We start from the raw sequence: 14023 nt of genomic DNA, 5'->3' as shown, positions 1-14023 counted from the left end.
CTTTGCAACCCGCCAGTGAAAAATCATTGCAAAAACCCACCTCATCTGAACAAAATTCGGTCAAAGCTCAATCCCTTTGAAGAAAATTGCATACAATAGCCTGTATCACTGGTATTGCTGAGATTTCCGGCCATTTAAAGTTCACTTTTTCGACTTATAAACTATGCTTACCCTGCTCACTAAATAACCAAAGGAAAGGCGAGTTCATTTCGCTAAATAAAACAGGTGTGTTTATGAAAAGTCTCAAATTATTACTAATAGCCTCTGGCCTGACAGCCATATTGGCTGGGTGCGGTGGCTCATCAGATAGCGGCCCATCACCCAACCCTAACCCGGATCCTAACCCAGACCCTGGTGTACAAAACCAAGCGCCCTCGGTCAGTATTACTGGCGATAGCGAAGCACTTGAGCGAACGGCAGTGTCGCTTAAAGCCAATGCGACAGACAGCGATGGCGAAATCGCCAGCTACAGCTGGAGTATCACATCAGGCCCGACAACGACATTAAACAACAGCACCACCAGCGATGTCAGCTTCACTACGCCCGAAGTAACCACAGATACCGCCATGACTATTGCGGTGACCGTAACAGATGACGATGGTGCAACTTCCACAGCCACGAAAAGCTTCACCGTTAAACGTTTGGTGAGATCAGTCACACTTAACGGTATCGTGACCGATGCACCGGTCGCGAATGCCTCTTTGATGGTCTACGTAGGCGATGAATCCTTCCCGGCGACCGCAGGTAACGATGGTACTTACACCATCCAACTTGATGTTGATGATTCCGCCGTTAACCGACTCATCCGCATTCAGGCCAATGGTGGAACCAACCAGGAGAATGTCGAGTTCTATTCACAACTGGAGAGTTTTGCAACTGTCGCGACTCAGGCCGGAGATGACGGCATAGTTAATAGCAGCGAAAACTTTGGTGTGAACATCACCAATGTCACAACCGCAGAGTATGCGCTGGTTACACGCTCAGTAGGCGGTGTACCGCAAACCACGGACGAGCTGAACAATGCCCTGGTCGGTGTTGATGCCAACGAAAAACTGACCTTATCAGCACTGATAAAATTGGTTGTCGATGGCAGCGGCGATACCAAATTCTCATTGCCCACGGGGGTAAACAATACCTTCGAACTGGTTTCAAACCAAGGTGCTATTGATGAGCTAACGAATACAATCAATGACTCCGATCCAACGTTAATTGAGACAACCAAAGAGTCGATCAAAAACGACGACAAGCTCGTTGATAATGGTGAAGGATCCATCGTTGGTTCCTACCTGATTGGTTCAACACGATACTTCCGCAGCCACTTTACGGAAATGACCTTGAACGAAGACGGGACTGGTACTTTCACCGACCATACAAGCGGAGCCATCACCTGGACACAGGCGACTGACGGAGCAGTGAGTATTGTTTTTGGTGACGGTATTTTCTCACCCAGGCACAGTTGTAAAAATGCCGAAGGCATGAACTATACCTGCTACTCACGGTACAAAACGGCAACTTTTAGCATTTACGATGACAATGACTTTGCCAAAGCAATCAGCCTGACTGGCGTGCGAGATGAGATCAAAGCCGATGATGATACTGTTTTAAATGCGGATGTATCTGACACTGAAGACTTTACTATGGTTGTGCGTGGCAACACTATTACCCCCACTGCTGGGCAAATGCAGGGAGTGTGGCACTTTGACCAAATGTACTACCTGATGGCGGGTGAAACCGGCAACGAGTACTATCTACCGCAAACAGGCAAGATGATGTTCAACCAGGATGGCACCGGTAAATCAACCTTACCAGATGGCACCGAGCGTGATTTCAGCTGGCAAGTGAGTGCCAATAACCTGGTTGTGATGCTTGCCAAAACTGACACTATGGAAGCACAAACGCTCACCTACTGGTTATTAAAGTCACTGCAAAGTGGTTTTCAGTTCTGGGCAATCACCGATGATGCTGTGGCCACCGAGCCAGACAAAATGGCGTCAATGACGCACCGTCATCGCACTGGCATCATGATGCCTGAGCAAAATGTCACCCTGAACGATGCGATGGCACAAGGACGCTTTGTTCCTTACTTTGGGGCAAACCTGCCGCAAAACTATTTCTTCGACAACTTTGTCAATGGTGTCAGCTATACACAGCTGAACAAGTACACTCAGGTTTGGGAAATTGATGGCCGCACCTTGTCGCTCAATACCTACTATGACAGCATGAATCAGCGTAATGTCCATCAGTGCCCTGAGGGCGCAACACCCGAGAGCTGCTCAGTCAATGCCAGTAATCACTATGAGGTTATCTCTATGGATAACACTAGCTGGTACGTACGCCATAGCTTTACTAATTCATTTGACCCAGGCCCTGGTTCCAGCTACATGCTCAAGTACATGAAAACCGGTACGACCTTTACCCAATTTGACTATATGTGGATGGATAACCGTATTTTCCACATCCTGAACGGCGGTTTTCAGGCCGAGCTAAAATACTACTTCCTGAATTACAGCGACGATGACACCTTTACCCGGGTGATTCGTGACAGCAACTTTAGTGAAATTGGCACTTACTCCGTTAAATCAGGCAAGCTACATTCTGATGAGTCTGGGTCGGTCACAGTGAGTGACCTGAAGGGCTTTGATCGCGACTATATTAAGGTCTGCAATTACCCATTAGATACCAACTGCGACCAGGGTGAGGAAATGACCTACTACCTTAATGGTCAGGCAGCAAGTAAAGCCAATATGATAACTTCCCCAGTGCCGGTTTACTCAACCGATCCGCTGAACGGCGCCTGGTATGACCCTAACGAGCCCGATTTTGTAGTGGTTATCCGGGACGGTAAATGGGTGCATATGGAACTTAAATCGGATGATACACCTGATGCGATGGCAGGTCTGGAAGTCGGTTATGCCAGCTGGAATGACAGCACAGGTGAGTTCATGGTCGATAAAGTATTTGACGCGAATGGCTCGTATGGCTTTGATTCTGCACTCAAACACACCATGATGATCGATGGTAATACTCTGACGGTCGATGTTGAGGGTGAGCCCTCGTTCACTTTCACTCGACTGGTAGACGCAAATAACCCCTTAGTGGGTGCCTACGTGGAGTATCCGCTCGATCAGAACCGGATCTGGGTGTCGGTATTTATGCCTGGTAACAAGTTCTTTGAAGCGGACTTCGAAAGTGAAAATCCAGCCATGGCAGGAATCAACTATGGCAGTTTTAGCTATGATGCCAGCACCGGCCAAACTGAGCTAACGTTTGAACTGAACCAGCTCGCAGACAGCGATAATCGGTTTGCTATGTTCCTGAACGGCGATGTGATCCAATGGAAAGACGGTAATGACCTGGGCATAGTACAGCGTGTTAAACCTATGTCTGGTCAACCTATGTTTGATAGCCACACTCTGATGTATGAGCGCTATGCACTTATTAATGGCGATCAGACTATGTATGTGGAGTTCCATAGCGGGAACTTAGCAGAGATGGTCACTGAGGGTAAAACACGCGCCTTTACCTGGTCTGTGAATCAGGGGCAACTGATGCTGATGGCAAACACCCCAACTTCCGGGCTTGGTGCTGAAGGTTATGTCATTTCGCCAAGCTCAATGCTCGATGATGGCTGGAAAGTATCAGTACTGAAAATGATGGAACCGGACCCAGCCACTGAAAACGACCCAACCAGCTCATATATGCGATTTGATGCAGATATGCGCCGCTAAGTAGTAATCATGCGCGATCCCTTCACACCTGAAGGGGTCGCCATTTCCCCTTAGTTTGCTAACCTGGATAGCTCAGAGATTGCTAACTCGACATCCCGTTGTTCAGTACGCCAGTTACTAAATGCGCACCGTATCACAGGGCTCCCCTGCCACCTGCCCGGCGTCATAAACACCTGACCTGACTCGTTTAACTGTGCCAACAAAGCCTCCGTATCATGGGCATGTGCTGCGCTGGCCGAGAACACAACCACATTCAGCTCACAGGCTTTTACCAGTTCATATGCTGGTGAGGCGTCAATCCAGTTAGCCAAAGTCGCGGCCTGTGTCACATTACGTTGGATCTGCGCCTTGATACCTTGTTTGCCATACGCGAGCAAAGTAGCCCAGACAGGCAACGCTCTGAAGCGTCTTGAGTTTTCAATCCCCAAAGACATAAAAGGAAACGCCTCTTCACTGTTTGCCAAATAAGGTGCATCCACATTGCAGGTTGCAAACAAAGTATGCGGATGGCGAGTTAAAAAGACGCCACAGTCATAGGGCACATTTAACCATTTGTGGCAGTCCAGTGTTATGCTGTCAGCCAGTTCAATCCCCTGTGTTTTGCCATTTGGGCCCGTAAGCAGTCGCTCGAAAATACCAAATGCGCCATCCACATGTAACCAGGCCTTATGCTGGCGGCATAATTGCGCTACCAAGACAAGGTCGTCATAATCTGTTCCGGTCACCGTTGCGGCGCTGGCGATCACGATTTTTCCCGGACTATAACACTCACTCAGCTTTCGGGCTAGATCGCGCGTGTCCATGGCTTCGGTGCCGGGTTCTCGGGCAATCTGGACCCAGGTTTCCTGGCCTAACCCTGCCAGCCCGAGTGCTTTAACCATACTGGCATGAGGCGTCGCGGCAAACACTGTACAGTCCAAATCTTTGCACCCGACTTTCGCAACATCTATCCCTTGCCTTAGTCCAGCCTCCTGCCTGGCTGTCATTGCGCCCAACACATTGGCGGCTGTCGCACCTGTGGTCATCACCCCCTCAAACATCGCGGGAAGCTCAAATAGCTCAGTTAACCACTTGATAGCCTGACGTTCTACCTGGCTTGCAACCGAATCTCCCCCTTTCGATACATTTTGGTTATACAAGGTGACCAGCCAGTCGGCATAAGTCGCAACAGGATTGGCACCCCCAGTGACAAAGCCCCAGTAACGCCCGCCGTTACTTGCTGAAAGCTGTGGTGCGATTTCATCGTTAAAAATCTGGCTGAATGCCTCGAATCCCGCAGGCTGATCGCCGAGCGTTCGAGCTTCCAGACAAACGTTTGGATTGCTTACCCTGCGGGTATCAAGCGAGTCCCTAAACTCATTGCATGCTTGCTCCAGCGCAGCAAGCAACTGCGTATAGGTTGGTAACGGCTGAGAAAATAATGAATGCATGATGGCTCCTTTTAACTTTACGCTCTCACTGTAACGTGATAGAAAAAAGGTAACAGATACAAAAAATATGATTTTTTAGATAACAGATGAGCAAGCAGGCAAAATACAAAGTGTTAGCAGCGCAGTTTATCTGCGCCATGAACGATGGGGAATACCCACAAGATCAGCCATTACCTTCATTACGTCAGCTAAGTGCCCTGCATCAGGTCAGTATGACCACGGCACTGGCGTGTTATAGGTATCTTGAGTCTCTCGGCTACATTCGCGCAGATCCCAAACGCGGCTTTTTTCCCTGCTCAGAACATACTCCAGTACCACTCACTGAACACGCACAATTTGATGCCCAAATCAGTACGTTACCGAAAAGCCCACCACGACGACTCAGGTCGGGGTTTGCCACCGCACAACTCGACGCCAACCTGATAGATACGCAACAACTACGTGCCTCACTGAACCGGACGATGCGGGGCAACCTCAGCATGTTTAACTATGGCGACCCACTCGGTGAGCCAACATTGAGACGAGCCCTGTCAGAGCACCTCCAAATGCAAGGCTTTATGTTGCAGGAACAGGCGTTGATCATCACACAGGGCTGTCTGGATGCGGTCAAAACAGCGCTGGAGATCACGACCAAAGAACAAGATGTGATAGCAGTACCCTCACCATGCTACACGGGCTTGCTGGATACACTGAGCGCAATGGGCAGACAAGTGCTGGAAGTCCCAAGTAACCACAATGGCATAGATCTGGTCCAGTTAGAAAACGCCATGGCCGGACAAAAAATTGCGGCCTGTCTGATCAGCGCTAACTTTCAAAACCCAACTGGCCACAGCCTCAGCACACAGCAAAAACAGTCTCTCGCATGGATGGCAAAGCAATACCAAATCCCGGTGATCGAAGACGATGTCTATCGGGAACTCAGCCACACGGGCACAACGCCGTTGCCTGTTAAGCATTTTGATGAAGACGGCTGGGTAATATGGTGCAGCAGTATTTCCAAGACACTGGCGCCGGGATTCAGGCTTGGCTGGTGTGCACCCGGACGTTTTCACCAAACCTATAGCGACCTGATCCGGGTTCGCTCTTTGGGGTGTAATCGACCGCTCCAGCTGGCACTGGCAGATTATATCAACCGGGGACATTACGCCCGCTATCTGAAAAAGCTCAACCAGGCGCTTGCCTTACAATGCAACCGATACATCCAGATTTTGGCACAATTGCTGCCGGCTAACATCAGACTAAGCCGTCCGCAGGGTGGGCTGGTATTGTGGTTTGAGTTGCCGCAGGTCGATACTCAGCAACTTCAGGCACAACTGCGTGATGAGCAGATTTATATCCTCTGTGGCGATGCGTTTTCGACAACCGACCTCTACCACAACTATGTCCGGCTTAACTTTGGTCAATGCCTGAGCTCAGAAATTGAATCACAGCTTGTTCGTTTTACTCAGCTCGCCATCCAGATTAGGTGTCAAAAATCAGTCAAAGATGAAACTAAAACTGGTACAAAACCTGCTTAATTTTTAAACTACGAATTATGCGGTAATGACTATCATGGATCTGACACAGGATGAGCTGGACTATATTCACCTGGTGGTGGAAACCTCTCAGCTCGATTTATTTCAGGCACACGCCAATTTGTGTAATGAGCTAAAGGCTTTTACCAGTGACCTGCTTGAAGAACTGGCCCAGCATGAGGCCAGTTACGCCCAAACTGAGCGTCTGCTCGATTCACATCTGCAAACAGCCAATATCGTTGACTTTCCAACTCAGCCAATGAGCCCTGCGTTTAGCCAAAATAGCAGTCAGTGGCATCCGGATCACCAAACGCTGCTGTCCATTATTGATGACCTGCCGCATATCGTAGAAGGGCATGGCATGCCGCGCAGCTGGCGATTCACCCCCTATCCGTCTGTACGGTTATTGCTGAACTTCCCCCGGGCATCTTTTCATGTCGATTCTTTGTCACTCACTGGTGCCCGCATCTGTACTTTCCCGCTCAACGCTTCCCAGTATGAAGACATGTTTACTGTGCGCGGCGCAAGTCTGATGCTACCAAACGGACAATGTATCCATGTGGATATCGCATCAGTGGCCAGCCGGGGGTCACATCAACTGGCACTGAAATTCGATCATTACACCGTGGCAAGCCCAACGTTAAAAGTCTTTGTGGTCAGTAATTATGTCCGGTTGCATGACTGGCACTAAGCGCTAGATGGTTTGATAAACAACCCGGGCAGCCAGCAACAAAAACGTACAGCCGAGTACCTTATCGATGACAGCCTGCTTTGCCGTCAAGTCAAATCGGTCTCGGGCTGATGCTGTCACAACGGAAACAAAGAAATACCACAGCGCGTCAATCACCAACACAGTCATACACATAATCACTGCGGTCTTAAGAGTGAGCGCTTCGGGATCGATAAATTGTGAAAACAACGCCAGGAAAAAAATTGCCAATTTAGGATTTAAGAAGGCAATGGCGAAGCCATCTTTTGCCGCTGCAACATAGCTCTTTGCATCATGCTCAGTAGCGACCTCAATACCACTACTTTTGCTGGTAAGGATCTTATAACCCATATAGGCGAGATAGGCAGCACCGGCATATACTAGGCCCTGATACACCAACGGAAATTGCTCAATCAAACTAGCTAAACCCAGTAGAGATAAACTCGCATAGATGCCCACTCCCAAACCATGAGACAAACTCGCGACAATACCATGTTGAGCGCTATGATACAGGCTGTAACGCAACACAACGGCCAAACTTGGCCCCGGAGACATAGCTCCCACACAACATATAAACGCCAGACTCAACCAAGCCGTTAATTCCATCACATTATCCCGTACATCAAAAAGCGCATAGTCTAACCGAGCTCATAGTCTGGGCCAATGTTTTAATGCTCCTAAACAACGAAACTCTACACTTGTCTATTCTTTCGTGCAGTGCGTATGTCCAATCCTGGGTCAATCATCACCGCCTGTAACCAAAATATAGACCAGCCAAATGATGCCACTAAAGGCAAATAGTGTAGCAACTGCAATAGCGACCCACTTTACCAGCACATCAACGGGGTTATTGTTCTTATCAGTTTTCATGTCCTCTCTCCCTGACTGAATATATTTCAGTACTTTAGCGACATCACATTCCCTAAATCCACCCCAAAAGTGTGACCGAGAGTTCATACCAATCATTTTATGCAGAGAAATAAATGCTTGTGAACACGACAACTGCCAACCACCGTGTAGTGGTCTAAATTTATCTGCTCATTTTTGCCAAAATGAAACTGACAAAGAAAAGTGAACCACACGCTATCAAGCTGCCTCCATCGAAGCTAAAGCCCGAATCTATGCGGTTTGTCAGCGATTTAACCGCAAGAAAAAACCAACAGCGTGTGATGCATATCATGGAGAAAAACAGGCTACATATTTTGCCCAAAGAATTGGCGATGACAATAAAACCGATCCTAACCGCCGTCAAAATCAGATCCAAAAAATTGAAAAAAGAATCATCAATCTGATCGAGTCATGCCCTGAATATCAGGCAAAAAACTCTCTATTACAAAGTATGAAAGGGATCGGGGAAATCGCCACAGCCTCTATCATCAGTAACTTGCCTGAACTCGGTTACATGACCAACAAACAAGCCTCTGTACTGGTTGGTGTCGCGCCTGTTAATCGCAAAAGCGTCCGCTTCAAAGCACAACATGAAAGGCTGAACACCTCAGGAAAACCGAAAAAATTGCCCTAATTGCCAGTGATAGAAAGATGGTCGTTAGCTTGAGCTCGATGCTTAGAGACGGAACATTGTGAGAAGCGCCAAATGCTAAAATTTAGTTATTGACGCCATAGTCTCCTGTTAGCTACGCCGCACGTTCAACTCTGAAACTGTAACAACCATAAGCAGCATATCTTGCAATTACAAAGCTTACCTTTTCATTGGTTAAAAACTCTTGAAGGTCTGACTCTGCTTGTTCTGGTGATGTCAATTTCGCGTCTAATATATGCTCGTTTTCACAGTATGCTCTTAATACAAATGTGTGACCCAAATAATCGGTTGCTGATCCATCTGGCAATGGCAGTTTGTTAACATCAAATTCCTGACTCTTTGAGTTAGCCAACACAAAAATGGGACCATACTCTTTATACGGGCCTGCTTTAGTGAAAGGACAATAACTGGCCAATATTATTTCTTCACCCGCCTTTGCGCCACGAAGTACATCTCGACATGGTTCACCACCTTTAGCTTGCAATACTTCTACAGGTTGGTTTTGATCGTCTATACCTACATTTCTAACTTTATCTAAGAAATCCGATCTCAAAGGTACTATTTTATATTTCATATGACTCCCTCAATAGCTAACAGATTATTGGTAAGACATTGCAAGGTCCGCTACCTTGTAAGGTGCTGATACGCTGCCTAGTAAGGTGAGATGTGACCTCTGTATAGACAAACCAATAAAGCTCCAAAAATTATCGTAAATCATACACTAATAAAAATAATGTTACATCTCAACCGACGATAACTTGGTAAAGACTCTGGTTATACCTGATTTAAGAAGAATGCTCGAAATTACTGATTACGACAATGGACAACCAATTACTCATAAGCTTGAACTGCATAAAACTGACCGCATTGGGTAGAGCAATATTTTGGCGAGAATCAGAAAAGCACTTCCCAGATTTGCTCGTCTGTTGCTCACTCATCACGGCCAGTCAAGTCTAAACCTTTCCAGCTTGCAGATATGGGCTACTACACATTAAGGGCAACCACCTCACCACAACCATAAGAACAATCCAAAAAAAGTCCGCCACACTATACAGTACTATTTTTCAGGGGTGACTTATTAATCGATTGGTTTATTTATACTCTTACTAATGTGATTTTGCTTTTTCCAGCCATTTGCAGGACTACCCATGCTAAATATGAAATTCAACAGATTGATAGCAAAGTAGTTAGTCCAAAAAGAACCTACTGACACTCCCTGACAAAGCTGCGTGTTTTACTGTCACCAACTTAAACAAGGAGACAAAAACATGAGCACAAATATCGTAGAAATCGCCACCTTCAAATTGGCTAACGGCGTCACTGAAGCAGACTTTCTGATTCAAAATGAACACTTTATGGCTTACGTTAAAACACAACCGGGACTGCTGTACCGCTCTGTGTCAAAGCATGCTGAAACCGGTGTCTACACTGACATTGTATACTGGAATACCCTTGAAGATGCCAAACGCGTGCAGGAAGCATTTGAGCACGAGCAGGTATGCCAGCAATTTGCGGCAGTAATTGACAAAGAGAGCCTGTCACTCACATTAACTGAGGTGGTTGCGCAAACCCCTTGCAGTGAGTAACCTGACTCAGCCTATCAATGCCGGGATAAATTCCCGGCTTTTCCACGGAGTAACATAGTGCATAAATCTGAGCGCTTATTTCAGCTGGTTAACCTGCTTAAAGGACGACGCCTGGCCATTACGGCTAAGCAACTGGCCGAACGGCTGAACGTGTCTGAGCGCACTATCTACCGCGACATCCAACATCTTCAAAGCTCTGGCGTGCCTATCGAAGGCGAAGCTGGCATTGGTTACCTGATAGCACAGTGTGACTTACCACCCATGATGTTTACCGTTGCGGAGTTACAGTCTTTATTGTTAGGCACCCGCATGGCCAGCGCCTGGACTGATCCTGTGTTGTCGGAACATGCCAGCAGTGCAATGGCTAAAATTGAAGCGGCGCTTCCTGACCACCTTAAACAACAACTGGACGACTTTCCCTATGTTGCCGCCAGCTTTGGTCACACCGAAGATCATCAGAGGTTCAGTAGTACATTACGTGAAGCCGTGGTTCAGAAACGCCAGGTCAGATTACACTACAAAGATGCCAAAGAGGCATATAGCGAACGCGACATAGAGCCACTCGGGCTGGTCTACTGGGGTGGTAAATGGACCATTATCGGTCATTGTCTTCTTCGCAATGATTACCGTGAGTTTCGACTCGACCGGGTCTGTGACATCTCCCTGCTGACGCACCCGTTTGAACTCACTAAAGAAAAGAACCTGCAGCACTATATCGCCCTAGTTAAGGCCAAATATGCTCATGACCCGGTTCAGACGGACCTCTAACCCCAGATGACCATCCAATCCAGTTTAAGTAGCAAACAAGTGTAAATACTCATCTGATCTGTGTGCTTTTTTTACTCGATTGTTTTTATTTAATAAATTATCAATAATTCATTCTCAGCCAGTCAACCAGATCAAATAATTCGCCACACAAGCAACATTTATTAAACGCAAATGAGAGTTGTTATCATTTAAAATCGCTGTTAGTATGCGCTCCCTCTGCAGTCCCGAAGCCGGGTTCCTTAGTTGTATGGAGTGTAAAATGCAATTCTCTCGCTCAAAGAAGTCACCAAATCTATTGGCCAATGCCGTTAAAGTCGCCCTGTTAGGTGCCGCGGTTAACAGCACAATCGTTGTTGCTCAAAACGATGACGAAAACATCGAAAAAATTAGTGTGTACGGCAAACACAACAAACTAATTCTAGAATCAGGCACAGCCACCAAATCTAACATGGCGTTAATGCAAACGCCGGCGGCCATTGTGGTTGTTGATAAAGAGTTGCTCAAAGCACAAAATGCAACGACTTTGCAAGAAGCACTACGCAACGTCAGTGGTCTGGGACAGGCAGGCAACAACTACGGCATTGGTGATAATCTAACTGTCCGTGGTCTGGGTGTGAATTACACTTATGATGGCATGTACGGCGGTGCTGATTTGGGTAACAGCTTTAACCCAACCCGCTCAATGACCAATGTTGAAAGTATTGAAGTATTAAAGGGTCCGGCAACCGGCTTATATGGCATAGGTGCAGCCGGTGGTGTAATCAACTTAGTTGAGAAAAAGCCACAACAACAAGACGCGTTAGAGATCAGCGCCAAAGCTGGCAGCTGGAACAGCTATGGCATTGGTTTTGATGCAACTGGTGGCCTGAATGATCAATGGGCGTACCGCCTTGTCACTAATCATGAGCGCAGCGACGGCTATCGCGACCTGCAATCAGACAGAGACGAAATTTATGCCAGCCTGAGCTTCGACGTAAATGACAGTCACAAACTACTACTTTCAACTGCTTATATTGATGATGCTTTGCAAATTGATTCGATTGGTGACCCTGTTCGCATCATGAACTGGGACAGCACCTCTGGTACACCAGGTATGATCAGTGCAGCAGACTTACCAAACGATGCTCAAATGGACGAAGAAGGCAAAAACTACTTAGGCGTTCAACTGACTGCACAGCAACGCGAACAGCTTGCAACTTCAATCCTGGCTACCGATGGCCTAAGACCTTACGATTTGGGCGATGGTAACTTGATCTCTCCACTTTCTAAACCTAATGAAGGTGAAGAGCTGAGAGTCAAGCTTCGCCACGACTGGCATATCAATAACGATTCAACCCTGACGCAACAAGTTTTATGGCGCAGCTATGATTCAGAGTTTGCCCGTCAGACAGGCGCATATAACTATGTTTACTGGGATCGCCGTGGTGTTATTAACGCCGACCCTCGCGCACCTTTAGTCGTTGATGGTGAGCTACACCCCTTCGCCGCGCGTCGTCAGGAATATCGTCGTCAGGTTGCAGAGGAACAAACCTGGCAATACTTTGCCGACCTGCAACTGGGCTGGAGCCTGGGTGGCATTATGGGTGAACACCTGGTCAGCGTTAACTATGAAAACCGTGAAATGGCACTAAAGAGCTGGTCGGTTTATGATGCCGACAGCGCCAAAGGCGACAATGCAATCCCGTATATTTTGGATATTCGCAACCCGAACTGGGCAACCGGCGATATCATGGATTATGACCCGTCATTGCGCAGCAACTATGACAAGTCTTTGGATGCTTATGGGATCAGCTTCCAGGAAGTCTTGTATCTGACGGAGCAATTAACTGTACGTGCAGGCCTTGCCTACTCTGCCATTGAGCAGGCGTATCAGCATAAGGGCAGCGACCGTGCGCCAGAAGCCAGTAAAGAGCTGGACTCAGATGACTCAGGCATGACTTATAACTTTGGCGTTAACTACCAGGTGCACCCTCAACTATCAGCATTTGTAAATGTTGCTAAAGGTCGCACAGCCTACAGTATTCTTGGCGCTTTGTCTGATGAAACTGCTTCACCAAATCGCCCGGATTCTGAGTCGGAATCACTGGACTTAGGTATCCGTTTCACCGCGCTGGACGAAGACTTACTGGGTTCAATTGTGTGGTTTGAAACCAGTCGTACTAACCTGCGTTACACCAACCCGTTATATAACGATGATCCGAAAGATCCTGAGTATAACGTCAGTGTCGCACAATACTTCTATGACGACGAAGACGAATCAGAAGGCGTAGAAATCGATCTGAACCTGGCGCTGGCAGAGTCGGTTGACTTAAACCTGAATGCTACCTGGCAGGATGCAATCGAGATCCGTGCGCAAGAGCGCTCTGAGCAGAAAAAAGGTGTACCTGAGAAAATGGCCAGTGCGTGGGTGAACTATCAACTACCTGCAACTGTGATTAATAACCTGACTGTCAGCCTGGGTGTCAACTATGTGGATGAGCGTACTGTAAACTCAGCATCATTCGGTCTGCCTACCGCTATTATTGACAGCTATACACGCTGGGATGCTGCGGCACGCTATCAGGGTGACAAGTATCAGATCCAGCTGAATATTGAAAACCTGACAGACGAGCGCTATTACAGCAAAGCCCTGTTCCTGGGTGGCTTACCAGGTAACGAGCGTAACGTTAAGTTATCTGTCAACTACCAGTTCTAACACTCCGGGCCATGTGCCCGATACACAGTAAGATCACAAAGCGAAATGGGCCT

Annotated in this window: 10 protein-coding genes and 1 pseudogene; 7 read left to right on the top strand and 4 right to left on the bottom strand. The window is 47.5% G+C overall.

Annotated elements, in window-relative coordinates:
* Positions 1 to 233: 233 nt before the first annotated feature.
* Positions 234 to 3728: a PKD domain-containing protein gene (locus QNM19_RS04940; RefSeq protein WP_284026414.1), complete on the top strand. Its 3495-nt coding sequence runs from the start codon at positions 234 to 236 to the stop codon at positions 3726 to 3728.
* 50 nt (positions 3729 to 3778) lie between these two features.
* Here the strand turns inward: QNM19_RS04940 and QNM19_RS04935 are convergent, their stop codons facing one another.
* Complete coding sequence (locus tag QNM19_RS04935; protein ID WP_284026413.1) at positions 3779 to 5158, bottom strand: pyridoxal phosphate-dependent decarboxylase family protein; 1380 nt, start codon at positions 5156 to 5158, stop codon at positions 3779 to 3781.
* An 86-nt stretch (positions 5159 to 5244) separates the two neighbouring features.
* Between QNM19_RS04935 and QNM19_RS04930 the strand changes: the two genes are divergently transcribed.
* Positions 5245 to 6675, top strand: coding sequence for an aminotransferase-like domain-containing protein (locus QNM19_RS04930; RefSeq protein WP_049863715.1), 1431 nt, complete (start codon positions 5245 to 5247; stop codon positions 6673 to 6675).
* A 34-nt stretch (positions 6676 to 6709) separates the two neighbouring features.
* Positions 6710 to 7363 (top strand): hypothetical protein, encoded by a 654-nt coding sequence (locus QNM19_RS04925; RefSeq protein WP_049863714.1) that lies wholly within the window; start codon positions 6710 to 6712, stop codon positions 7361 to 7363.
* Positions 7364 to 7366: 3 nt separating this feature from the next.
* Here QNM19_RS04925 and QNM19_RS04920 read toward each other — a convergent pair whose 3' ends face one another.
* Both QNM19_RS04920 and QNM19_RS04915 read right to left on the bottom strand, forming a co-directional pair.
* On the bottom strand, positions 7367 to 7987 hold the full coding sequence (locus QNM19_RS04920) for a LysE family translocator (RefSeq protein ID WP_049863713.1): 621 nt from the start codon (positions 7985 to 7987) through the stop codon (positions 7367 to 7369).
* A 132-nt stretch (positions 7988 to 8119) separates the two neighbouring features.
* On the bottom strand, positions 8120 to 8251 hold the full coding sequence (locus QNM19_RS04915; RefSeq protein ID WP_284026412.1) for a hypothetical protein: 132 nt from the start codon (positions 8249 to 8251) through the stop codon (positions 8120 to 8122).
* A 212-nt stretch (positions 8252 to 8463) separates the two neighbouring features.
* On the opposite strand from QNM19_RS04915, the pseudogene QNM19_RS04910 reads away from it, so the two are divergent.
* Positions 8464 to 8965, top strand: a pseudogene (locus QNM19_RS04910) (transposase); the annotation flags it as partial.
* A gap of 50 nt (positions 8966 to 9015) precedes the next feature.
* On the opposite strand, the gene QNM19_RS04905 reads toward QNM19_RS04910, so the two are convergent.
* On the bottom strand, positions 9016 to 9495 hold the full coding sequence (locus QNM19_RS04905; protein WP_049863710.1) for a DUF1203 domain-containing protein: 480 nt from the start codon (positions 9493 to 9495) through the stop codon (positions 9016 to 9018).
* Between the two features lie 694 nt (positions 9496 to 10189).
* Between QNM19_RS04905 and QNM19_RS04900 the strand changes: the two genes are divergently transcribed.
* The 3 genes from QNM19_RS04900 to QNM19_RS04890 all read left to right on the top strand — a co-directional run bounded on the left by QNM19_RS04900 (position 10190) and on the right by QNM19_RS04890 (position 13970).
* Positions 10190 to 10507 carry a hypothetical protein gene (locus QNM19_RS04900; RefSeq protein ID WP_049863709.1) on the top strand — a complete coding sequence of 106 codons (318 nt, stop codon included), beginning with the start codon at positions 10190 to 10192 and terminating at the stop codon, positions 10505 to 10507.
* Positions 10508 to 10564: 57 nt separating this feature from the next.
* Positions 10565 to 11275 carry a helix-turn-helix transcriptional regulator gene (locus QNM19_RS04895; protein WP_049863708.1) on the top strand — a complete coding sequence of 237 codons (711 nt, stop codon included), beginning with the start codon at positions 10565 to 10567 and terminating at the stop codon, positions 11273 to 11275.
* A gap of 259 nt (positions 11276 to 11534) precedes the next feature.
* Entirely contained in the window at positions 11535 to 13970 is a 2436-nt protein-coding gene (locus QNM19_RS04890) for a TonB-dependent receptor (RefSeq protein WP_284026411.1), read from the top strand.
* The last annotated feature ends 53 nt before the right edge of the window (positions 13971 to 14023 follow it).

The sequence above is a fragment of the Pseudoalteromonas ardens genome (genome assembly GCF_030125445.1).
Classification (GTDB): domain Bacteria; phylum Pseudomonadota; class Gammaproteobacteria; order Enterobacterales; family Alteromonadaceae; genus Pseudoalteromonas; species Pseudoalteromonas ardens.
The sequence above is the reverse complement of the archived record's forward strand: the minus strand, read 5'-3'. Positions and strand labels throughout refer to the sequence as shown.